At 67.3% G+C, this 23,222-nt stretch carries 18 protein-coding genes, 2 tRNA genes and 1 pseudogene; 12 read left to right on the plus strand and 9 right to left on the minus strand.

From position 1 onward, the window contains the following. Positions 1 to 41: 41 nt before the first annotated feature. The 7 genes and pseudogenes from IPM60_02890 to IPM60_02920 all read right to left on the minus strand — a co-directional run bounded on the left by IPM60_02890 (position 42) and on the right by IPM60_02920 (position 13,027). Positions 42 to 2,047: pseudogene (locus IPM60_02890) on the minus strand (VWA domain-containing protein). Positions 2,048 to 2,088: 41 nt separating this feature from the next. Continuing rightward, positions 2,089 to 3,192, minus strand: coding sequence for a sel1 repeat family protein (locus tag IPM60_02895; protein MBK8906867.1), 1,104 nt, complete (start codon positions 3,190 to 3,192; stop codon positions 2,089 to 2,091). A gap of 29 nt (positions 3,193 to 3,221) precedes the next feature. After that, on the minus strand, positions 3,222 to 5,912 hold the full coding sequence (locus IPM60_02900; protein MBK8906868.1) for a putative virulence factor: 2,691 nt from the start codon (positions 5,910 to 5,912) through the stop codon (positions 3,222 to 3,224). Further along, a complete protein-coding gene (locus IPM60_02905; GenBank protein MBK8906869.1) occupies positions 5,909 to 8,881 on the minus strand; it encodes a virulence factor SrfB in 2,973 nt (990 codons plus the stop codon). Before IPM60_02905 ends, IPM60_02900 begins: the two co-directional genes overlap by 4 nt. A gap of 45 nt (positions 8,882 to 8,926) precedes the next feature. Beyond that, positions 8,927 to 10,636, minus strand: a complete 1,710-nt coding sequence (locus tag IPM60_02910; protein ID MBK8906870.1) for a hypothetical protein — start codon at positions 10,634 to 10,636, stop codon at positions 8,927 to 8,929. 137 nt (positions 10,637 to 10,773) lie between these two features. Next, positions 10,774 to 12,618: a VWA domain-containing protein gene (locus IPM60_02915; GenBank protein ID MBK8906871.1), complete on the minus strand. Its 1,845-nt coding sequence runs from the start codon at positions 12,616 to 12,618 to the stop codon at positions 10,774 to 10,776. Between the two features lie 334 nt (positions 12,619 to 12,952). After that, a tRNA-Thr gene (locus IPM60_02920) sits at positions 12,953 to 13,027 on the minus strand. Positions 13,028 to 13,130: 103 nt separating this feature from the next. On the opposite strand from IPM60_02920, the gene IPM60_02925 reads away from it, so the two are divergent. The 12 genes from IPM60_02925 to IPM60_02980 all read left to right on the plus strand — a co-directional run bounded on the left by IPM60_02925 (position 13,131) and on the right by IPM60_02980 (position 21,217). Beyond that, positions 13,131 to 13,391: a hypothetical protein gene (locus tag IPM60_02925; protein ID MBK8906872.1), complete on the plus strand. Its 261-nt coding sequence runs from the start codon at positions 13,131 to 13,133 to the stop codon at positions 13,389 to 13,391. A gap of 11 nt (positions 13,392 to 13,402) precedes the next feature. Next, positions 13,403 to 14,686, plus strand: a complete 1,284-nt coding sequence (murA, locus tag IPM60_02930) for a UDP-N-acetylglucosamine 1-carboxyvinyltransferase (GenBank protein ID MBK8906873.1) — start codon at positions 13,403 to 13,405, stop codon at positions 14,684 to 14,686. 8 nt (positions 14,687 to 14,694) lie between these two features. Beyond that, the gene (locus IPM60_02935) at positions 14,695 to 15,372 is read left to right on the plus strand and encodes an ATP phosphoribosyltransferase (GenBank protein MBK8906874.1); all 678 of its coding nucleotides are present in this window, start codon (positions 14,695 to 14,697) and stop codon (positions 15,370 to 15,372) included. A gap of 37 nt (positions 15,373 to 15,409) precedes the next feature. Then, positions 15,410 to 16,669 (plus strand): histidinol dehydrogenase, encoded by a 1,260-nt coding sequence (gene hisD, locus IPM60_02940; GenBank protein ID MBK8906875.1) that lies wholly within the window; start codon positions 15,410 to 15,412, stop codon positions 16,667 to 16,669. A gap of 6 nt (positions 16,670 to 16,675) precedes the next feature. Beyond that, positions 16,676 to 17,167 (plus strand): UPF0262 family protein, encoded by a 492-nt coding sequence (locus tag IPM60_02945; protein ID MBK8906876.1) that lies wholly within the window; start codon positions 16,676 to 16,678, stop codon positions 17,165 to 17,167. A 5-nt stretch (positions 17,168 to 17,172) separates the two neighbouring features. Then, positions 17,173 to 17,628 carry an arsenate reductase ArsC gene (locus IPM60_02950; protein MBK8906877.1) on the plus strand — a complete coding sequence of 152 codons (456 nt, stop codon included), beginning with the start codon at positions 17,173 to 17,175 and terminating at the stop codon, positions 17,626 to 17,628. Positions 17,629 to 17,721: 93 nt separating this feature from the next. Beyond that, the gene (gene infA, locus IPM60_02955) at positions 17,722 to 17,940 is read left to right on the plus strand and encodes a translation initiation factor IF-1 (GenBank protein MBK8906878.1); all 219 of its coding nucleotides are present in this window, start codon (positions 17,722 to 17,724) and stop codon (positions 17,938 to 17,940) included. 66 nt (positions 17,941 to 18,006) lie between these two features. Next, complete coding sequence (maf, locus tag IPM60_02960) at positions 18,007 to 18,630, plus strand: septum formation protein Maf (GenBank protein MBK8906879.1); 624 nt, start codon at positions 18,007 to 18,009, stop codon at positions 18,628 to 18,630. Continuing rightward, positions 18,623 to 19,885, plus strand: a complete 1,263-nt coding sequence (locus tag IPM60_02965; protein MBK8906880.1) for a ribonuclease E/G — start codon at positions 18,623 to 18,625, stop codon at positions 19,883 to 19,885. Before maf ends, IPM60_02965 begins: the two co-directional genes overlap by 8 nt. Continuing rightward, on the plus strand, positions 19,882 to 20,097 hold the full coding sequence (gene yacG / locus IPM60_02970; protein MBK8906881.1) for a DNA gyrase inhibitor YacG: 216 nt from the start codon (positions 19,882 to 19,884) through the stop codon (positions 20,095 to 20,097). Before IPM60_02965 ends, yacG begins: the two co-directional genes overlap by 4 nt. A gap of 104 nt (positions 20,098 to 20,201) precedes the next feature. Continuing rightward, a tRNA-Phe gene (locus tag IPM60_02975) sits at positions 20,202 to 20,277 on the plus strand. 232 nt (positions 20,278 to 20,509) lie between these two features. Continuing rightward, a complete protein-coding gene (locus IPM60_02980; GenBank protein MBK8906882.1) occupies positions 20,510 to 21,217 on the plus strand; it encodes a heme-binding protein in 708 nt (235 codons plus the stop codon). Between the two features lie 366 nt (positions 21,218 to 21,583). Here the strand turns inward: IPM60_02980 and IPM60_02985 are convergent, their stop codons facing one another. Then, positions 21,584 to 21,727 carry an entericidin A/B family lipoprotein gene (locus IPM60_02985; GenBank protein MBK8906883.1) on the minus strand — a complete coding sequence of 48 codons (144 nt, stop codon included), beginning with the start codon at positions 21,725 to 21,727 and terminating at the stop codon, positions 21,584 to 21,586. A gap of 129 nt (positions 21,728 to 21,856) precedes the next feature. Continuing rightward, positions 21,857 to 22,975, minus strand: a complete 1,119-nt coding sequence (locus IPM60_02990) for an AI-2E family transporter (GenBank protein MBK8906884.1) — start codon at positions 22,973 to 22,975, stop codon at positions 21,857 to 21,859. Between the last annotated feature and the right edge of the window lie 247 nt (positions 22,976 to 23,222).

The following is a 23,222-nucleotide window of genomic DNA, read 5'->3' on the forward strand; positions in this document are numbered from 1 at the left end:
AGTCCGTCGCATCCGTCATGACAGGGCAACGGATGCGCTGCTCATGGCAAAGCGTCGATCGGCACCGGATAGACCGCTTCGCCGGGATCGCCGGTGCCGCCGAGCGACACCCAGCGGTCGGTGTCGTCATGGTAGATCTGATAGTGCCGGAGCTTGCGGCGAAGCGTATCCAGAAGGTCCTCCTGCTGCGAGATGCTCCATTGCTCCCACTCATCGGCCGTCAAGGTCATCACCTGACTCTTGTACGGCAAATCGTCGAGGTATTCGCCGAGCAACCCCAGTTCGCCAAGCTTGGCTGCGTCCGGATTGCTGAGCTGGTTGGGGTCCCGCGCCAGATGCGCCGCCGACGAGCGCAGCAGATCGAAGAAGTCGGCGGTGCTCACCGCCTCGGGATCCTGGGATTGTTCGCCGGCGTCGAGGATCGCTTTGACCACGTCGCGGAGGTCGCTGAGCTGGTTCTTGGTCAGCAGCACCCGCACCTCGGTGGTCGGCACGGCGGGATTGCCGAAGGCGCGGTCGGCAAGCCACGCCTTGAACAGGTCGGGTGCCTCGGTGCCCTGTTGACGCCCGAGGTAGGCCAACTGCATGGCGTGGCCCAGCAACCGCGCATCCGCCTTGATCTGGGCGGCCACGTCGTCCGGCGCGGCCGCCGGCGCCGGCTGGCTCGGCGTTGCGCCGCTGGCGGTGCGAGCGCTGCCGGCGGCCTCCTCTCCCATCGCCGCCGCTTCCACCTGTTCGACGATTGCAGCGCCGAGTTGGTCGACGACGCTGCCGAACGCCGCCACCGATCCGGATTCGACGGGATAATATAGCGGTTTCTGCAGCACCTTGTTGTAGCTCAGGGCCTCGTACTGCCGCTCGGCGCTGGCGTGATTGTTGCGGCCCTGCGGCGTCTTCAAGTGCAGCGCGTAGATGGCGACGCCAAGTTCTTCGGCTTCGAGCCTGACCTGCTCGGCCCCGAGTTGCGTGGCGGAAAGGGCGTCGCTGCCCTCGAGGGCCCCGGCATCGGTGATCAGCACCAGGTAGCGTCCGCCGAACGCACTCCAGTCGATGGTCTCCAGCGCCGTCATCACGCCGGCATAGGCGTCCTCGTCGAACCGCGCGCTCGATACGTCGGCGGGGCCGAGACCGGCGACCTTCTCGAGGAAATCCTCGCCACCCGCCACGTCGTTCGGATCGACGTAGACTTTGGACACGTATTGCAGGCCCGGCGCCTTCTCGATGCTGGAGCGATAGGCGATCAGCCCGAACTTGATCTGGTCGAGGAGGTTGGCCTGTTCGATGCTGTCGTAGATCCGCCGCACCGCTTCGCGCACCCGGTCGATGTAGGGGCCCATGGAGATGGTCGAGTCGATGACGAAGGTCACCGTCGCCGAGAAACTCCGCAGCGCCGCCGGCTCGCCCGATGATGAATCTCCGGGGTGGCTCCGCCTGGTTGTGAAGCAGCGCCGGTGGGATCAACGCCATCCTCCTCCTCGGTGACCGAGGCGATCTGAAGGGCGCGAACATATCCCCGGTGCGTCACCACCTCTTTCGCCTCGAGGATCGGCAGGAGGTAAAACTCCTTGCTGAAGTCGATGTGCTCGCGAGGCTCGATGGAAACGACGCCGGGTGCGGGCTTCCCCGCCTCCACGGCTTCACGGAGCGGCTTCGCAGCGACGCCGGGATCCTCGGCCTGGAGCAGGTCCATGAGCGTGTCGCGGCTGTCGAACATCAGTGTCCGCTCGCGATTGGCAGGGTTGGTGAAGGTCAGCGCCATCTGCTGCTTCCACGGCAGGGTGGCGCTGGCGTCGATCCATCCCTCGACCTTGCCATGGATGTCGCCGCCGACCTCCACCCACTCGGTGCTGCCGACCGTCTTGCGATCGTACACGTAGAACCGGGACAGCGCCGGCTGCACCTTGCCATCGCCCGGCCCAGGCTGGTTCACCAGTTCGGCGCCGGGCCGGGTCAGGACCCGCTCGAAGATCGTCTGCTTGCCCTCCATGAGGCGCGGCGCCCGCGTCGCGGCGGCGAGATCGGCGGCGGCGAGGGCGACGATCGCCATCAGCAGGCTGAAGACGCAGGCCCTGGCGCCGCGAGTTCCGATCATTCCAGCTTCCCTTTGCACTCGCTCACAAGCTGTTGCAGCGCATCGTCGCCGCCGCCGCCCGCGACAGCGTCCTCCAAGTAGCGGAGGCCCCGCTCCCGCTGCACGCGGTCGGTCGCATGGCGACACAACACCCGGCCGGCGCCGATCTGTCCGCCCCGGTCACCCTGACGCGCGGCTTCTTCATACCAGTACGCGGCGGTATCCCAGTCCGGGTTGGGCTGCGGGCTGGTTTCCGCCGACCAGGTATCCGGATCGTACATCTCGGCGATGCGCACGTTGGCCGGGACCGAGCCGAGGCGCGCCGCCTTCTGGTACAGCTCCCGTCCGCGTTCCGTCTCTCCCGCCTCCACGGCGGCGGCCGCGGCTGCCACGCAGGAGTCCGCATCGGTGCATGCGGTCGGCTGCGGCGGCGGCACGGGGGCAGGTTCCGGCTCAGGCTCAGGCTCCGGTTCTGGTTCCGGCGCCGCACAGCTCGCCGGCCCGAAGCCGGAGATCAGGCAGTTGAGATAGGCGTACACGCCGCCACCGACAAGCAGCAGCAGGACTGCTATCGCGAGCAGCACCGGCAGCCACCCTCGCCGCCTTTCTGGCGACGAGGCCGCCGTGGCGACCGGCGGCGCCGGTGCGGCGGCGATCGGCTCCGGGCGGGGCTCCGGCTCAGGTTCCGGCTCAGGTTCAGGCTCAGGCTCAGGTTCCGGCGGCGGTGGTGGTGGCGGCGCGGGCTGCAGTCGCTCTTCCGCGGCAGCGGCGGTGGAGCCCAGCAGAGGCCGGTTGACCTTCAGCGTCCCGACCTGCTTGCGGGCGCCGTCGGCGGCAGTCAGCCGGTAGGCAACCGTCGGCGGCAAGGCGACGATCGCATCCACGATGCCGGGCCCGACCCGGGCAATCAACGCATCCCCCCGCGACTCCACACCGGTGACGGTGTGCCAAGCCTCCGTCGCCTGCCAGTGCCCATCGCGGCCAAGATAGGGCGCGGTGCCCTGGTTCCGCATCAGCGACAGGTCCAACGGCCCGTCCACCGGACCGAGCCCGGTGATCTTCAGCACGCCGTGGCCGGGGCCGCGGTCCTTGTCGCTGTCCAAATCGCACTGGATCGCCAAGGCGTGTCTCTCCCCCGTCCCGTGACCGCTCAGGCCGAGGCCGCGGCCGGATCCTGACCGCGCACATCCGCTAGAATTGTTCCCAAGCGCAGGTTCTGTTCCGGCGTGATCTCGCGGCCGGCGCTGTGCCCGGCATTGCCGATCGCCATTTTGCGGAATGCCGCCAGCCAGTCGACGATATAGGTGCCGGTGTAGGGCGGCTCCTCCGGCGCCAGGCGCGGCAGCGCCTTGGGGCCGAGCGGCTCGGGCGGCTGAAAGATCTTGCGGCCGTCCATGGGTGAGTCCGGGCGATCCGCGATGGGCGTGCCGGCGTAGCCGAGATAGTCCACAAAGTCGTTGACCACCACCGTCGCCAGGGTGACCTGCTGATCGACGATCCCGATGCGCGTCGTCGACCGCTTGTCCTCCAGCGGCCGCAACACCGCAACCAGATCTTCCTCGACCCGGCAGCGGTCGGAGCCGGTGACCAGTTCGTCGGTCAGCGCCTGCAGGATCTCTCCGGCAAGGTCGAGATGCCGCGCCAGCGGCTGGTTGTCCGGAATCTCCCGGAGCCGCCGGATCCAGTCGCTGATCACCGCCTTGGCGAACACCCCGGCGCGACCGGCATTGACCATCCGCTTGTCGTCGCTCAGCGCACTCCCGCCCGGCAGGTTAATCATTCTGCGGCGCCCTGACTTCGGCCCGGCCTCCGGCTCGTTACCGCCGGCACCGTCACCGGACGGGCTCGCCTCCGCCCGCAGATAGAGCCGGCGGAGCTGTTCGGAGGAAGGCTGCAGACTGAACAACAGTTCGCCGAACGCGTCCGGGTTGGACACGATGGCGTCCGACACCTGCTCGCCGATGCGCTGCTTCTTCTCCACCTCGCCTGCGCCCTCGGCTTGATAGTAGATAGCCAAACGATGGTCGGCGATCTCCTCGGTGATCTGGTCGATCTGCTCCTTGATCCGGTCGAGCTTGGTCTGCAGGACGGCGACGCCCGCGAGGTAATCCGCGAGCCTGTTCATGCCGCCGTCGTTGATGCCGACGACGGCGTCCCATGCTTCGCCCGGATCCCGCACGTGGCGCCGGATGGCGTCGTTGTCCACGAACATCGACCGCTGCACGCTCAATCTTTGTTGTGCTTCCGGATTGAGAAAATCGAACTCCTGCTCTTTCTTATCGACCTTGAAGGTGCTGGGCAGCATGCCCGGCTTGCGGACGAGGAAAACGTTGTTGAACGGCTGGCTGTTTGCCCAATCGTTCAGCCAGTCGCACCCCGCGAATTTTTCCTGCAGGGTGATGTGGATCATGCTGGTCCATTCTTCGGCCTGCTGACTCGCAGTCAGTCCCGGCTTGGCTTCAAGGCGGCGATCGACCTGAGTGAGCACCCACATCAAACCCGGCATCCGCGCCGCCCGCGCCTCCGGCTTGATGCCTTGGGTGTTGTGCACCCACGCCGACAACGCCGGCGCCAGGGTCGTCACCTCGATCTGGATGTCTGAGCGGGTGCACATCATCAGAACGTTCATTTCCTGGTCCTCGGTGTACCGCTCGAACAGGTAGGCGACCTTGCCGCGCAGCAGCAACTGCGCCACCGGGTCATTTTCCGCCTTCACCTCCTTCCGCACCTCGGCCATGTCCACGACGTCGAGGCGGCCGCGGTAGCCGGGAAAGTCGAGCAGATCGACGCTTTCGAGCAGGCTCGCCACCGGCTTGTCGGCCAGCACGAACTTCATCTCCGCCGTGAGTGCGGCAAGCAGCGATCGCGCCACGCCGACTTCGGGAAGCACCTCCTCGTCGGTCACCGGCAGCACGGCGAGCGGCCCACTCCCGTCCTTGCCGAGACGGTTGAGCACGTCGACGTTGAGGATGCTGTCCGGACGCCATTCGAGGTTCGCGCCGCTGCCCATGACCAGCGCCTCCAACGGCACGTAGACACGCCCGGCGAAAGACACCTCTGCAAGTGCGTTGCGGAGCAGCAGGTAGGCATCGGTGAGTTCGGGGATCTCGTTCCACAGCACCGACAACAACTTTGCCCGCGCCGCCGGCGGCAGCCGCGGCGCCAGTTCGATGGCGGCGGGCCAGAAGTCGGCGCTGAGGGGCGCCATCGACTGCTCGAAGCGGTTTTCGAAATAGTCGCGGATGTCGACCATGTCGTCTTCGCTGATGCCGCCGGTGGGATTGGGCTGGCGTTGCTTTTCGAGCGCCGCCAGATGCTGGCGGATATGGATCGCCTCGGTGTTGAACTTGACCTTTTCCCGATTGAAATCGTTGAAAAAGCTGTTGCCGAGGATCTTGGCGACGTCGGCCTCCGAGAACAGCGTCAACTCGATGGGATAGCCTTTTGGGGCTTCGATCGTCTGGCGGGTGAAGCGGGTGACCAGCCCGGTCGCCTCCTTGCCGCCGCCGGGCGGATTGACGTGTCCGATGAACTGCAGATCATGACCTTCTAGCCTGGTCTTGATGTTGCCGTCTTCACCGCGAGCCAGCGTCGAGACAAGGTACGACTTGCCGGCCTGCGACATGCCGAACACGCCGACCGAGAACGGCCGCTTGGCGGCGGCGCCAAGCCGGCGCGACAGGTTGCGCGTGCGCCGCAGCCGCTCGATCAGGCCATCGGCGTCGCGATCGAGGCGCTGCGAGTTGCCGCGAACCTCCGCGACCCAGGAGATGGCCTCGCCGGCGCCTTTGAAGATGGATTTGCAGCGGGCGCTGAGCGCTTCCGGCGTGTTAGTGCTCATCGGATGATGCTGCCCGTATCCAGCCAGTAGCTGTTCTCGCCCATGCCGACGGTGGTAAGCGTGCTCAACTTTAGGATCAGATCCTGGCGGTTCACGTTGACGTTCTGCTCCGAGGTGACGCTGGCGACCTCAAAGCGCTCGGCGCGACGGCGTTTGTCCTTCTTCAGTTGCACCTTGAGGACCGCCGGTTCGCCGCGGTCGGCTCGCCCCAGGGCGCGCTTCGCCTTGTCGGTCAGGTCGAGGACATAAAGCGGGCTCGCGCCCCAGCGTTCGCTATCCAATTGCCGAAAGCCGAGGATCATCCGTGAGCGCACCTCGAACGGCGTTTCCGGCAGCTCGTAGTCCTCGTCGTCGAGATCGACATTGCGGTAGAAAACGTTCTCGTCGGAGATGACCATGTTCTGGTCCATCAGGCCGATGTTGCGCACCGTCGAATAGGCCGCGAAGGTGTTGGCGAGGAAATTGAAGTTGGGGATGCGCCGCTCGCCGCCGACCTTGCAGATCATCGCCCCCACCGCCGCCGTCGTCTTTGGATCCTGCACCCGGCCGTCGCGGTGGAACGGATACCAGGTGCCGGTGCGATAGCCATTCAGCGGAACGATGCGGTCGGGCGGCAGCGGCAGCAACAGCCGGAACAGCGCCTGGATGCCCGGCAGGCGCGACGGTCGGCCGCTCAGCAACAGCACGTCGCAATTGTAGAGGTGGACTATCTCGCACAGCGACTGGATGACCTTGCAGATCTCGAACTGGTCCTCCAGAAAGCCGCGGTGGAGGCGGCCGAGGTCCTTGGCGATCGGCACGCTCATCAGGTCGAAGTCGCCGCCCGCCGAACCGATCTCGCGGCGCACGCCGGTGGCGAAGTAGTGCAGCACCTGCGGCGACGGCGCATCCCGCCCGGCCAGCATGTCACGTATGGTGAGCGTCTCCACCTCGGCGCCTGCGACCGGATCGAAGTTCTCGTAGTCCTTGAGAATCCTGAGCCCCAGCGGGTACATCACCTGCAGCGCCAGTTGCTGGCGGAGCGCGCTCTGCTGCACCGGGATGGGCTCCGAGCCGATCAGCCGCGAGAGCAGCGGCGCCGGATCGTTGACGCCGCGCTCGCGTAGACTGTCCTCGATCGCCGGCACCACCAGGCGCTGCACGACCTCGAGCAGGATGTCGTCACCGGCCATCTTGAAGCCGTCGCGGAAGCGCTGCTCCGGGAGGATGTAGACGTTGGCGCCCTGTCCGGTATCGAGGCGGTAGTCGCTCACCACGAGGTCCGTAGTGCCGCCGCCGACGTCGATCGAAGCGACCGTAATGCGGCTGCCGTCGTCCCCCGTGGCCTTGCGCCGGATGGCCCGGAAGAAGTCTTCGGCGCGCCCGGCGAAATGCTCGTGCGCCTCGCTGAACAGATAGACCGCCTGCGCGCAGGTGGCCTCGTCCCAATGGGTGTGCACGGCGGGAAACGGCGGCCAAGCCGTGCTTTGCCCATCGGCGTCCATGGTGTCGTCTTCCGGGTGCCAACCGAGCGCCTTCCACACCAGCGCCATGGCCTGTTCCATGCGGGCGGCGAAGATGTCGCGCTCCGGCTTCGGCATCGACGGCGGCACGGTGAGGATGATCGAGCGCAGGTGGCGGGGCTTCTCGGGATCGCCCTGCTTGAGGCGTTGCGCCGGGCTGTTGATCTGCACCAGGGTGTGCACCAGCACTTCGGCGAGCATGAACGTCATCAGGGCGCTCCGCGAATAGTGCGGCATGAACACCGGCATGCGGTCTTCGGGATCGAGCAGATAGAGCGCGTCGCCGATTTCGTTGATCAGGTTGCCGAACGGTGCGCCGGTCGCATGGGGCTCGATTTCCGAGCCGCTGAACGCGACGTTGAAACGCCAGCCGGGCTCGTAGCGGTCCTCGTCCCACAGGTAGCGCTTGGGGCTGGAGAGGCCTGTCGAGCCTTCGGTGCCGCGGCGGCGATTGGCGAGGCGCGCCGCCTCCGGCCCAACGCGGGCGATGGTCGGCCACACGAAGGCGTCATTGCGGCCGCTCTGGCAGGCGAGGTGCTCCTTGCCGAGGATGGCCTGGGCGAATTCGATGCGGCTTTCGAACGGCTCCGCATAGATCTTATGCGGCTCGGTCAGGTCGCGCAGCGCGAGTTGATAGCGGTTCTTGAGGCCGTGTTCCTGTTGCGGGTGATCCTCGATAAGGATGCCGCAGGTCCGAGAATTGCCGACGTCGAGCACCATGTCGACCGGGATCGGCGCAAGAACGTCGTCGCGGGCGTTGGAGCGGATGCGGATCTCGGGAATGTCCGCGTGCGCGCCGATCATCGCCAGGAAATTGAGGTAGTGGGCGTGATGGATCAGCTTGACGAGTTCGTCGTCGATGTCCTCGCGGGCCATGCCGAGACGGAGCGCGGCCTGATCCTGATAGACCTCCTTGATCCACTCCTTGACCCACGGAACCTCCGTGAACCAGCCCATCTCGTGGGCTCGGTGGGCGAGCAGGAACGAGGCGCCGGTCTGCACGTCGGCGCGCGTCGGCGCGAGGTAAGCGAGGTCCTCGATCGACTCGAAGATGCCGGTGTCGAACGCGATGGTGAGGCGATGGGTGTGGCGTTGCAGGTCCTCGCCCTCCGCCACCCGCACGATGCGCCCGCGCGCCCAGGTGGTCGGACCCTCCGCGAACTGTCGCTGGGGTCCGGCGCGGAGCACCGGCAGCGGCAGCCAGCAGCCCTCCAGCAGCTTGAACGTCTCGTCGACCGCGATGCTTTCTTTTGGAGTCACTGACACCGTCGGGTTGCCGGGATGGACATAGCGATCGCCGCGCTCATCGTACTCCAGGCGCGCAAGCGAGCCGCGACTGGCCTGGATTGCGAATTCTCCGGACGGCTCCTTGCGCAGATCGAGCGTCAGGCCGAAGTCCATGAACTGCACGCCGCTCCGCATGATCAGCGTTGCTTGTTCCGAAAAAGTGACGAGTTCCCCCAGCATGCTCCGTGTTTCCCTGCGAGCGTTCTGCGACGGCCTTGTTCCGTGTTATTTCACGATCCGCACGCCATAGCTGGAGCCGTCCTGATTAACGCCGCGGCATCGGGCGCGCCCCTGTTCGCCCGGCGTGCATTCCACCCGCGATCGCTGGAATGTGCGCCCGTCGGGGCAGCGGAAATCCTGCTGCCCCTCGATGACCAGCTTGCCGTCCTTCATTTGCGAGTTCACCGGAGCGCTGCAGGTGCGCTGCTCGGAGCCAACCTGATAGCGAAGGTTGGCAGTACCCTGGCCGTCTTTGAACTGATACTGAAGCTGCATCGGCCGGCCCTCGGCGTCCTGCAGGCCGGTGACCGACCGCCACTGCCCATCGAGAAATTGCGTTGACCCCTGGGCGGCGGCGCCGGCCGGGATGCGCAACGGGTCGCTCGCCGGTGCCGCGCTTCCGGAGGCACCCGGCTGCGCCGACACGTCCGGCGGCGGCGCGCCGGGCGCGGCCTCCGGAGGCGACCCGGGCGGAGCGCTCCCAGGAGGAGGCGTGAGTTCGGGTGGGACGGGCGCGTCGGCCGAAGCCTCCGATGGCGCCGCCTGTTCGTCCGCCGGAACCGGCGCGTCGGCCGGCGCGCCCGGATCTGGTTCGGCCGGCGCGCCCGCGTCTGGTTCGGTGGGCGCGCCCGCGTCCGGTTCGGCGGTCGCCTCGCCTTCGGCCAGCGGTTGTTCGCCCTCGGCGCCGGCGCCCTCGGCATCAGGGATGGCCGCTTCGCCCTCCGGGGGAAGCGCTGCTGCATCGCCCTCGACCGCGGTTCCGGTGTCGCCGGTGACGGCTTGGTCGCCGACGATCCCGTCATCGACGACGCCACCACCGTCCCGGTCGATCACGGTTGTCGTTGCAGTGCCGTCGCGGTCGATGACCACGCCGCGGTCGATGACAGTGTCGCGATCGACCACCGTGTCGCGATCATGAAGTCCAGCGGCGCCGTCGTGGATCTCGACCTGATCCGTCCGGTCGTCCACCCCGGGTTCTTCGAGCGTCTCTTCGATCACCGGCGGCTTGTCCGGCGCAAGACCTAACAGCCCCCGCACGTCGTAATACCCGCACTCCTGCAGGCCGAACAGCAACAGCGCCAGCAACAGGAGCAACAGCGGAATCAGCAGCAGCCACATCCACCACGGCCGGCGCCGGCGCTCCTCGACGGCCACCGGCCCCGTCGCCAACCCCTCGCCCTCATCATCGTAAGCGGCATCCGGCACCGCTGCAGGCAGTACGGAAGCGGACCGGTGGCCGGCATCAAGGCTGCCGATGACGTCGTAGCCGGGCTGCGCGCCACGTTCGGTGAATCCCCAGAACGTCATCACCGGGCTGCCATCGACCAGGTACACGTGCTCGTCGCTGGGGATGCGGGTCGCCTGGGCCAGCAACTTGCCGAAGATCTGGCGCTCCGTATCGCCTTCCTGCTGCAGCGCCCGGCTCTTTTCCTCCAGCCGTTCGCGCGCTGCCAGCAACGCCGCCTTGGCCTCGGCGCGTTCCTCCGGCGTCGCTGCCGACCACGGCACAACGTTGCCGTCGGTGGGCGCGTACCAATCAATCGCGTCGCCGCGCTGGTTCTGCTTGGGGATGGCGAACAGGTTGGCGACATCTTCGCCCAACTGCCGCCGCATCGCCGCCCGCAATTGACTGGCGGCGCTGTGGACCGGATTGCCGACGGCGCCGAGGGCGTGGAAGTCCTGAAGCCCGCCAGTGCGCAGCAGGGCGCCGCTCATGACGCTGCCCGCGGCATGGAAAGACGGTTCGGATGCCAGTGCGTCAAGAACTCGACCAGTTCGCCAATCATTGCATCACATTACCACTGGCCGCCGGAAACTCAAATCGGAAGGCGCGATCAGCCGGATCATTCGGTTCATTTGCAATGCGCCGGTTTCTGCGCTTCCTCGGTCGCCTTCTTGATGGTTTGCTCGAACGCCATGCCGCTTTGCGGCGTCAGCACGCGCCCGCCCGTCGCTCGAGCGATGCAGTTGGAGGCGCCGTCACCGACAATGTCGACCACGTTGATGGTCAGCTTGGGCTTCCGGCTCTTCAGGGCGCGGGCGACGGCGCAGGGGTCGCCGCGGCAGGTGTCGCGGCCGTCGGAGACGACGACGATCACCGCCGGCGCCCGCACGCCATCGACCATGCTTCCCGCCTGACTGATGCCGTCCGCCAACGGCGTCTGCTTCATCGGCTGGAGACCACTGACCGTCCGGTATAGCCGCTGCCGGTCCGAGCCCGGGAAAAAGCCGTAGTTTCTAGCGCGCGGGCAATCCTCCAGCACCGCCAGACCGACGTCCACGTCGGTGGGAAGGCCGCCCACGACCTTGTTGACCGCCTCCTTCGCGGACTGCAGCCGCGACGGCCCGCTGGGAATGGCGCCGCCCGGCAGGCCGAGCAGGCCGCCGAGAATGCCGCCCATGATGTTCGTTGCGCTCATGTTGGCAGGCATGCTCATGCTGCCCGACGAGTCGAGCACGATGGCCACGTCCGGCGCGTCTTCCGGCGGCCGCTCGCCGGGACACGGCGGCAGTCCCGGCGGCGTCGTGGGTGGCGGCACCGCCGCCGCTGGCGGAGGCTGTTGGGCCTGGCGTCGTGCCGTCTCCTCCCGCCGCCGCTCCGCGTCGGCCTCGGCCTTACGCCGCGCCTCCTCCTCCGCGCCGCGCCGCGCCTGTTCCGCCGCCAGCCGCTCGGCCTCCTCCGCCGCCCGCCGGCAAGCCTCCAGCGTCTCCGCCAGCGTCGCCTCCAGTTCTCCGACGCGGCCGCCCAGCGCGGCGCCATCTGCCGCGGCGGTTTCGACCTGACGCCGCAGCGGACACAACTCCAGCGCTCGCACCACCTCCGTCTGCAGGACGTCGACCCGCTCCAGGAGTGCGGCCTCCTCGCTGACGGCCGCCATGAGATCGCCTTGCAGCGCGCATCGTTGCAGCCGTTGCCGCAAGCCTGATTCTAGACGGTCGACCTCCTGCTGAAGTCGGGCCTCCTCGTCGACAGCCGCCTCGTACAGGCCCTGGTAGTCGACCCACGGCGGCCACCGCAGATCCCGGAAGTACCACCAGGCGCCCACCGCCAGCGCCGCCGCCAGCGCAAGCGCGACCAACAACCACAGCCACCAAGCCATCCCGCCGCGACCGCTCGCCGCGGCGGCGTCGCCCGACGCCGCGGCTGCCGACGGCCCGCCCGACACTCCCGTTGGAGGAACACCCGGGGGACGAACACCCGGGGCACCATCATCGGCCGCAACCGCAGTTCCCGGCGGCAGACCGGCCGGCGGAGCTCCGCTTGCGGCGCCATGTCCCCAGAATGTGATCACCGGCTGCCCGCCGACGACGAAGACGTTGTCGTCGCTCGGATAAGCAAGCGCTTGTCGCAGCGGCAGGGCCAGATCGGCGGCGTTCGGATCAACTGCCGGCAGACGCTCCGCCAACTCCCGCAGCGACGACAGTCGGTCGTGGAGGAGGCTGCGGGCCGCATCCCGGTCCGCCTCGGGCAGCCTCGGCAAGGGCACCGGTTGTCCCGCGAGGTCCGAATACCACTCCACGAAGCGGCCATCCGCCGTCGGCGCCGGCGCCGCAAACAGCGACGCGGTGATCGGCGGCAAGTGCCGACGAATGACTGCCTGCAGCCGCCCGTGCAGCTCCGAGGTCGCCGCTGCGTCGCTCGCCAGCGGCACATACGCGGACGGCTCCAAACGGGCGATGCGCAGCCGGCTGGCCATGGTTCCCGTACAAGCGGTCGTTTCCCTGTTCCGCCAGTCTACCGCATCTCCGCCAGTCCCGAACACGCCATAATGCATACGCCGGCGGATGAGCGCCGCCCCACCGAATTCGAAGCCGGGTGTTCCCGCAGCACATCTCGCCGCCGCGACGAGGTTTGCGGATCAAGAACAGGAGAGGGTTGAGGACGGGAGGCTTACGGCTCGCAGCCATTGAGCTCCCGACCGCGGCGGCGCCGTCCAAGGCGGCGATCATCCAGACAATCATCGTCCCGCCGCCAACGGCCCGTATGCCGCTGCCGCTTGGTACGATCGGTCCGTAATGTCTTGGCAAGACTGGTGCCGCCGGGAGGAATTGAACCTCCGACCCCACCCTTACCAAGGGTGTGCTCTACCCCTGAGCTACGGCGGCTCCCGCGCCTCGGTTGGACGCGGCGCCACCATGCCATGGGGGAAGCTCACTGGCAAGGACGCGATCCGATGCTGTGCCATCGGTGTCGCCAACCATGACAGGCATGTCCCGTTGTCGCGGCTTGACGGCGGCGGCGGCGGCGGTCACAGTTCGCGCCATCGTGACCGAGACACCGCCACACGACTGCTGCCCGGATGCCGAGGACCGCAAGCGCCACAAGCGAAGCGTGCGCGACGATCGCCGCGAGCGGCTTGCCGCAGAATTGCGAGAAAACTTGAAAAGGCGCAAGGCACAGGCCCGGAGCCGCGGTGGCGACACGGCTGGCGGTGGCGGCAGCACCGGCGACGTGGAACCCAATTCGTAACCCGGAGCGTCATGGATCGCATTCTCATCCGCGGCGGCAGGCCGCTCACCGGTACCATTGCCATTGCCGGCGCCAAGAACGCCGCCCTGCCGTTGATGGCGGCGAGCCTGCTAACGGACGAGACGCTGGAGCTGCACAACCTGCCCCAGCTCGCCGATGTCGCTACCATGGCCCATCTGCTCGGCGAGATGGGCGTTGCCATCACCATGAACGGCAACGCGCCCGACGGCCATGCCGGCCGGGTGCTGGGCCTTCGCGCCGGCGGCGTCACTCACACCACAGCCCCCTACGATCTGGTTCGCAAGATGCGCGCCTCGGTTCTGGTCCTCGGGCCGATGGTGGCGCGGCTTGGACGGGCGCGGGTCTCCCTGCCCGGCGGCTGCGCCATCGGTCCGCGACCGGTCGATCTGCACTTGAACGCACTCCGCCAGCTCGGCGCCCGCATCGACATCGCCAACGGCTACGTGGAAGCTGAGGCGCCGGGGGGGCTTTCCGGCGCGCACGTGGTGTTCCCGGCAGTCACGGTCGGCGGCACCGAAAACATCCTGATGGCGGCGACGCTCGCCCGCGGCGAGACGGTGATCGCCAACGCCGCCCGCGAGCCGGAGATCGGCGACCTCGCCCGGTGCCTGGCCGCCATGGGCGCGGAAATCGACGGCATCGGCACCGACACGTTGAAGGTCAAGGGGCGGGATCTGCTGCACGGGGCGCGCCATCAGGTGCTGCCCGACCGCATCGAGACGGGAACATACGCCGTTGCCGCGGCGATCGCCGGCGGCTCTGTCGAGCTGACCGGGACGCGGCTGGAGCTGATTGAGACGGTCGCCGCGGTGCTCACGGCGGCCGGCGTGGCGATCGAGGAGGCGGACGACGGATTTCGCGTGTCGAGCTTGAATGGCCCGGTGCGCGGCGTCGACGTGATGACCGAGCCGTACCCCGGCTTTCCCACCGACATGCAGGCCCAGGTCATGGCGCTGATGACGGTCGCCCGCGGGGCGGCGATGATCACCGAGACGGTGTTCGAGAACCGCTTCATGCATGTGCCCGAGCTGTGCCGGATGGGGGCGGACATCAACGTACACGGCGCTTCGGCGATCGTGCGCGGCGTTCCGCGGCTCTCCGGCGCGCCGGTCATGGCGACCGACCTGCGCGCATCGGTGTCCCTGGTGCTGGCCGGCCTTGCGGCCCACGGCGAGACCATCCTCAACCGCGTATACCATCTCGACCGCGGCTATGAGCGGATCGAGGACAAGCTTGCCGCCTGCGGCGCCGACATCGAGCGCATCAAGGACTGAGATGCAGCATGGAGCCGTTGGACGCCCGCGACAAACTGATCCTGGCGTTGCCGAAAGGGCGCATCCTCCGCGAGGTCATGCCCCTGTTGGCTCACGTCGGGATCGTGCCTGAACCGGCCTTCGACGACGAGGCGAGTCGCAAGCTCCGCTTCGCCACCAGCGTGCCGACGATCGACGTCATCCGGGTGCGGAGCTTCGACGTCGCCACCTTCGTCGCCTTCGGCGCCGCCCACTTGGGGGTCGCCGGCAGCGACGTGCTCATGGAGTTCGACTATGCAGAAGTGTATGCACCCCTCGATCTCGGCGTCGGGCTGTGCCGCTTGGCCGTCGCTGAGCCCGAGGAACTGAGTGCAGAAGACGATCCCGCGAGCTGGAGCCACGTGCGCGTCGCCACCAAGTACCCGCTAATCACCGGCCGCCATTTTGCCGGCCGCGGCGTCCAGGCGGAGTGCATCCGACTGTCGGGAGCGATCGAGCTTGCGCCGGCGCTCGGCCTCTGCGAACGGATCGTCGATCTCGTCTCCAGCGGCGACACGTTGCGCGCCAACGGCCTGATCGAGGTGGAGACCATCGCGCACATCTCCTCGCGCCTCTGCGTCAACCGCACTGCTTGGAAGACGCGGCCGGCCGAGATCGGAGACTGGCTTGACCGGTTTCGGGAGGCGCACGGTGCCGACGCGGCTTGACGTCCGCGGCCCGGACTTCGAGGCCGAGTTCGCCCGCATGATCGCGAGCAAGCGCGAGGCCGAGGCCCACGTCGGAGATACGGTGGCGGCGATCCTCGCCGACGTCCGTGAGCGCGGCGACGTGGCGCTGATGGAGTACACGCGCCGCTTCGACGATCCGGAACTGACCCTCGACCGGCTGCGGGTGACGGAACGGGATATTGCGGCGGCGCTCGACGCGTGCGATCCCGAAGCCGTGGCAGTCCTGGAAATGGCGGCGGCCCGCATCGCCGATTTCCATACCCGCCAGAAGCCGGCGGACCTCGACTACACCGACGCGGCCGGCGTTCGCCTCGGCGCCCGCTGGACGCCCATCGCCGCCTGCGGCCTCTACGTGCCGGGCGGCACCGCCGCCTACCCGTCGTCGGTGCTGATGAACGCGGTGCCGGCGACGGTGGCCGGGGTCGAGCGCATGGTGATGGTGGTGCCGGCGCCCGGCGGCGCCCTCAATCCGCTGGTGCTGGCGGCGGCGCGCATCGCCGGGGTCAGCGAAATCTGGCGCATCGGCGGCGCCCAGGCCATCGCTGCGCTGGCCTACGGCACCGCAAGCATCCGCGCCGTCGACAAGATCGTCGGTCCCGGCAATGCCTATGTCGCCGCCGCCAAGAGGCAGGTGTTCGGGGTGGTCGGCATCGACATGATCGCCGGCCCGTCGGAGGTGCTGGTCGTGGCCGACGGCGGGTGCGATCCGTCGTGGATCGCCATCGACCTGATGGCCCAGGCCGAGCATGACGCTTCTGCCCAGTCGATCCTGATCACGGACGACGAGCGTGTCGCCGATCGCGTGGCGGCGGAGGTGGAGGCGCACCTCCGAACTCTCGCCCGCGGCGCCATCGCCCGGCAGAGCTGGGAGGAGCACGGCTGCATCATCGTTGTTGGTGATCTGGACCAGGCGCCGGCGCTGATCGACCGGGTGGCGCCGGAGCACCTGCAGCTTGCGGTCGCCGCGCCCGAAGCTTTGGCTGCGAAAGTCCGGAATGCCGGCGCGATCTTTCTCGGGAGCCTCACTCCGGAAGCGGTCGGCGATTACGTCGCCGGCCCCAACCACGTCCTGCCGACGGCTGGCAGCGCCCGCTTCTCGTCCGGCCTCGGAACCCTTGATTTCATGAAGCGGAGCACAATCATCGGCTGCAGCGCCGAAGGGCTCGCCGCCATCGGCCCGGCGGCAGTCGTGCTCGCCGAAGCCGAAGGGCTCGACGCACACGCGCGGTCGGTGGCGCTCCGCCTCAACAGACCCGTCCGGGCGCCCGGCCGCTGATCCGCCGTGGCCGACGCGGCTCGAGACCCGAGACATCGCATCGCGCAAGTGCACCTGGAAGAGCCGGTGCGGATCCGCCTGAGCGCGCAGGTTGAGCACGAGCGCCGCGCCGCCCTCTTCGACCTGATCGAGGAGAACCACTTCGCGCTCTGCAACGGAGAAGCCGGCCCTTACGTTCTGCACCTGGGGATCGAAGAAGGCGAGCGGCTCGCGTTCGATATCCGGGACCATGCCGAGCGGCCGCTCGCCCGCTTCACGCTGCCGCTGCGAGCGCTGCGGCGCATCATCAAGGACTACTTCCTGGTCCTCGACAGCTACTTCAAATCCATCAAGACTGCCACTCCGAGCCGCATCGAGGCCATCGACATGGGGCGGCGCGGCCTCCACAACGACGGCGCCGAGTTGCTGCGCGCGCGCCTCGCCGACACGGCCGACATGGACCTCGATACGGCGCGGCGGCTGTTCACGCTGATCTGCGTCCTGCACATTCGGGCCTGACGGCGATGGTCCGGAAATCCGCCGAGCTACCGTCCGCAGTGCTGTTCGCGTGCACCAGCAACGCCATCCGCTCGCCGATGGCCGAGGGCATCCTCAAGCAACTCCTCGGCCAAAGGGTGTTCGTGGACTCGGTGGGCGTGCGCGACGGACGGCTTGACCTGTTCGCGGTGGCGGTGATGGAGGAGATCGGCATCGACATCACCCGCCATCGGCCGAAAACCTTCGATGACCTGGAGGACGAGTCGTTCGACGAAATCATCTCGCTGTCGCCCGAAGCCCACCACCGGGCCGTGGAGGTGACGCGGGTGATGGCGTGCGAGACGATCTACTGGAATACCCTCGATCCAAGCCTTGGGGAAGCGAGCCGGGAGATGCGCCTCCACGCCTTCCGTGGCGTGCGCGACGATCTCATCCGACGCATTCAGGACCGCTTTCGCGGGGTGCCGATGGCCGATTTGTGAGGCTCTCCGCGGTTTCGCCTGTCATGGAAAGCACTTGACCGTTCCGCTGCGCGCGCGCATTTAGAGGGCCAATCGGGACGGATAGAGAGAGTAATGGCCAAAGAAGGAATCATGGAGTTTACCGGTGTCGTGACCGAGCTTCTGCCGAATGCGATGTTTCGGGTGAAGCTCGAGAATAATCATGAGGTGTTGGCGCACACTGCGGGGCGCATGCGCAAGAATCGCATCCGGGTCCTGGCTGGCGATCGGGTAAACGTGGAGATGACGCCGTACGACCTGTCCAAGGGCCGCATCACCTTCCGCTACAAATGACCCATCCCTCGGTTCGGCGCCGAGCCGACACCAGATCCGTTGACACCCGGCTCCCGCTCACCTGATCTGCCGCGTCTGGTCCTGGCGTCGGCATCGCCGCGGCGGCGGGATTTGCTGGCGCAGATCGGTGTCGTGCCCGCGGCGGTGCTCCCGGCCGAGGTCGACGAGCGCCCGGTGCGCAATGAGCTGCCGCGCGCGTTGGCGGCGCGACTCGCCGAGGCCAAGGCGCGGGCCGTCGCGGAAAGGTGCGCCGACGCGTTCGTTCTCGGCGCCGACACCGTCGTCGCCTGCGGCCGTCGGGTGCTTCCGAAGACCGTCGACGCGGCCGAGGCGCGGCAGTGTCTGGCACTGCTGTCGGGTCGCCGACACCGGGTGTATGGCGGCGTCACCATCTTTGCGCCCGGGGGCCGCACCGCCAGCCGGCTGGTGCTGACCATGGTCGCGTTCAAGCGCCTGACGAAGGACGAGGTGGAAGGCTACATCGCCTCGGAAGAATGGCGGGACAAGGCCGGCGCCTACGCCATACAGGGGCTCGCCGCCACTTTCGTCCGTCACATCAACGGCTCCTACTCCAACGTTGTCGGGCTGCCGCTGTTCGAAACGGCGGCGCTGCTGAACGGATTGGGGTTCTGCCGCGGCCCTCGGATGCAACAGACTTGCGATCAGACCGGGCGCGCGGATCATGATTGACGCAATCCTGGTGTCCGCATCGCCGGGCGAAACCCGCGTCGCCTGTCTCGATGAGGCCGGCCAACTGTTGCGGCTGATTGTCGAGCGCGTCGGTGACGGGTTGCGCGTCGGCGACATCGTCCTCGGCCGGGTGATCAAGGTCATGTCGGCCGTGGACGCCGCGCTCGTCGACGTCGGTGAGGCTAACCCGGGGTTCCTCGGTCTCGCCGAAGCGCGGCCAGTCGACCGCCACGCGGGCCGGATCGGCGACTTCGTGACACAAGGGGACACGCTGGTGGTGCAGGTGCTGCGCCAAGCCGAAGGAGACAAAGGCGCCAAGCTGACCCGACGTCCGGCCGGCGTTGCAGGTGCACCGGACGGCGTCAGCCCGCCTGTTCTGCTCCGACGTGCACCGGGCGCGGCGATGGCGGCGGTGGCGGAGCATGGTGGTCAATCGCGCTGCCGCATCCTCGTCGACGACGGACGGATTGCGGCGGAGCTTCGCGCAGGCGTGCCGTCTCTGGCCGACCGGATCGAGGTGCCGGGCGCCTCATACTCATTGTTCACCGCAGAGGGCGTCGATGAGCAGGTGGAGGCGCTGCTGTCGCCGTTGGTCCGCCTTCCCGGGGGCGGTCGGATCAGCATCCACGAAACCGAGGCCCTGGTGGCGATCGACGTGGACACCGGCGGCGCCGAACACGGCGGTCGCGACCGAACGGCCTTGGCGGTGAATCTCGAGGCGGCCGCGGCTATCGCCCGGCAGTTGACGTTACGAGAGGTGGGCGGCCATATCGTCATCGATTTCGTGCCGATGCGCTCGCGCGGCGACCGCAAGCATGTTCTGGCGGCATTGCGGCACGGACTGGACGGCGATCCACGGCCGGTGCAACTCGCCGGCTTTACAAGCCTGGGGCTGGTCGAATTGACGCGCGCCCGCACCGGCCCGTCGCTGACGTGTCGCCTTACGGCGCGCTGTCCTTCGTGCGAAGGCGGAAGGGTGAAAGCGCCTCTGACGGTGGCGCTGGAGGCTCTGCGGGCGGTCATGGTCGAGGACCGGGCGCGTCCCGGCGCCGCCTGGGCGATCGAGGCGCCGGCGGCGGTGCTGTCGGCTCTTTCTGGAAATGCAGCGCCGGCGCGGCACGAGGCCGAGGCGCGCCTCGGGCGGCCGCTCAGCCTGGTGGTCCGGGAGGATATGGCGGCGGACCGCTTCGCTGTAACGGCGGCCGCCGCTGCCACCGTCGAACCCGCCAACGAACGAAAGACCCGCCTGCGATGACCGACGACAGCGGCGCCAAGGTGACGCCTCTTCCCCGGCGCCGGCGGCGTTGCCCCATCTGTGGCAAACCCGCCACGACGGCGTTGCGTCCGTTCTGTTCAAAACGCTGCGCCGACGTGGACCTTGGGCGCTGGCTCGGCGAAGTCTACCGGGTGCCGGTCGAGGAAGAGGACGGCGGGCTCCCCGATGATCACCCGGAGAATGAACCTTGATCCCATCCTGCGCTGCATTCGCCGTATCTGGACAAAGGCGGAGATCCTGCCTATAAGCTTTCAGCCGCGCGGGCAGCCCTAGGCCGGTCCGCCCCTTGCTGTGTGCCCAGGTAGCTCAGTTGGTAGAGCACGTGACTGAAAATCACGGTGTCGGTGGTTCGATTCCGCCCCTGGGCACCACAAAAAATCACGGCAATCCATCGTCGAGCCGTATTCCGGACCTGTGTCGCCGGCAGCCCTGACGGGTCTGGGTAGGTGCTGGCGTCCGGCCCTTCCACGAACGCCGCGGAGGTTGTGAACCGGGATTCACCTGTTCACGTAACGTCGACCGAGCCAAACTTCGCGGCTCGGCTCGATGATGCGGACGCTGGGGTGTTCAGTAATGTGCGCGCTGTTGCTGACGGGATGCTCATTGTTCGGCGTACGCTCGGGAACCGAGCAGGCCTCCTACGAGGTTGTCGCCCGACTCGATGACAACACCGAGGTGCGTCGCTACCCGCCGCAGTTGGCCGCCGAGACGGCCGTCGCGGCGCCGGACGAGAGCAGCGGACGCAACAAGGCGTTTCGGGCTCTCTTCAACTACATCTCGGGCGCCAATCGATCTCAGATGACGGTGGCGATGACGGCGCCGGTCGAGACCAAACCCGCGCCCGCGAAGATCGCGATGACGGCGCCGGTCGAGACCACGGCGCAGGCCTCGGGACCTTACGTTATGCGGTTCTTTCTGCCGGCCGGATTCACGCCGGAAACGGCGCCGGAACCGACCGACCCCACGGTGCGCATCGTCGAGGTGCCTGAGCGGACGATGGCCGTCCTGCGCTTCAGTGGGTCGCGAGGCTCGACAAGTGTCGCCCGTCACGCGAACGAACTCGACCGGGTTGTCGCAGGATCCCGATGGCGTGCGGTCGGTGAGCCGATGACCCTTTTCTACGATCCGCCGTGGACGATCTCCTTCCTGCGACGCAACGAGGTTGCGGTCCCGGTAACCGGGACGAAGCAACGGGGCGCCCGGTTCGAGAGGTTCATGACCAAGCGCCTGTCGCTTCAGTACGTCGCTTGCTACATCGGATCTGGAAAAGGGTTCACGGACAGGGGCACCTTCCTTGTCTTTCCAACTTGACGCAAGGATGAACCATGTCCCGTGTCATTCAAGCGGTCATGACGGCGGCGCAGCGCGAGGATGTGGTCAAGCGCCCGGAAGGATTGACAGGGGTTGTTGGCGTTGCTGTCCTGGTGGGGGCCTCACGCACTCCGACCGGCGACATCGTAGGCGTTCAAGCCAGCAACGACGCCGCTCGCGTCGTAGCAGGCGGTCTGACCCTTGGCTCACGCGATGGTTCATCCATCGCCGCCCCGTCGAGGCTTGAGCGCAACTGCTCCTGACGGACCACGATCGGCCGCGCGAGCCCGCCAATGATCCTCGAGCCGGGCTCAAGAAGAATGCCGGTGGTGGCCGGTCTGTTCAAGCATGGAGCGCGCTTCGCAACTACATTTTCTTTTTCGTGTCCTTCGCCGTATCGCTGATGGCGTCGCCGGTGGCTTCTATGTCTTCCCCGATGCCCGCCGTGGTGTTGCACGCTGCCGTTCCAAGCGCCGCGAACAGCGCCAACATCGCCAGTATGTTCTTCATTGCCCTCTCCTTTTCCGGTTTCGCTCGTCACTCTGCCTTATCGTCAAGCACCTAGGCCCGCACTCGGCCCTCGCCTGCTCCTTCCGGTAACGTCTCATCCGAGACGAATGTTCCACACCCGCGCGACCGTCATGGCTCCAAGCGAGGCACGCGTACAGGCCGCGGGCGGATGTAGCCGAGGGCGGTAATGGCGATGATGACCGTCGGCACCGCCAGAACCGATCCCAGCATGCCCCACATCCACCCGCCGAACGCCACGGCGAGAAAAATGGTCAGCGGGCTGGTTGCGGCGCGCTTGCCGACCACGAACGGCAGCACGAATTGTGACTCGATCACATTGAGGCCGAACACCGCGATCACCGGCAGCAGCGCGTGCCCGATGGTATCGAAGGTGGTCAAACCGACCATCCCGATGACCCCCAGCATCACCGCCGGCCCCAAGTAAGGGATGAAGTTCAGGACGGCCATTCCGGCGCCCCACAGTGGCGCCGAGGGCACCCCGAGCAGATAGAGCACGGCGGCGGTGCACATACCGAGCCCGATATTGATGCAGGCGACCGTGAACAGGTAGGTGCTGACCGACTTGCCGATCTCGCGCAACATCCGCGCGATCCGCAATCGCAACGGGAACCGTCGCGGCAACCCGACCGCGAAGCGCTTCAACCGCTTGCGCTCCAGGAGCAGGAAAAACATCAGAACCGTTGTGTAGGTCATCTGCACGGCGATCCCGGGCGCGGTCAGCGCGACGTCGGTCAACAGGCCGCCTTCGGCGATAACCACCTTGTCGACCTGGGGGTCCGCGTCGACGGTGGCGGCTTCGGTAACCTGTTCGGTCGCCTCTTTAACGGCTTCCACTGATTGCTTGACTTGACGCAGCTTGTTCTCGACCGACCTCAGCACCTCCGGTGCGCGATCGACCCATTCCTGGACTGTCGGTGTCAGCAGCAATAGAAGCGCGATGACGGCCAGCACCGAACCAAAGACGCTTACCGCCGCCGCGATGCCGGCGGGAATATGGATGCGTTCCAACGCACGCGGGATCGGAGCAATCATCAGCGCGAGTACGGCGGCAGTGAATGTCGGCGCCAGGAACGTCTCGCCAAGATAGAGAGTATAAATGGCGGCGAGGACAGCCAAAACTACCGCCGCCGACACCAGCGCGCGGCCGCCGGGGCTTGCTTGCCCTCCGGTCGATCGCTCGATCGTCGTCAGGGGCGATGGTGCCGTCGAGGAATCGTGCAAGTCCATGATCTCTGAGCGCGAACACTACAGCTAACTCCCATCATCGGCGCCTTGTTCCACCGTTGCCTGCCGCGATGGGAGGCGCCGCTGAGCATTCCGCTGACGGTACCTGCCGGGCCAGACTGGCGTTGACTCAAAGTGGCGGGCCGTGCTTCTTTTGACGGCACCAGCCTCCTGGGACCGGAGACGCCAGAACCGAAAATCGGTCACAAATTGGTCCTAGAAACGGAATATTTACCTTGCGTATCGGCTC

The sequence above is a fragment of the Rhodospirillales bacterium genome, from assembly GCA_016710335.1.
Lineage (GTDB): Bacteria > Pseudomonadota > Alphaproteobacteria > Rhodospirillales > Defluviicoccaceae > JADJXQ01.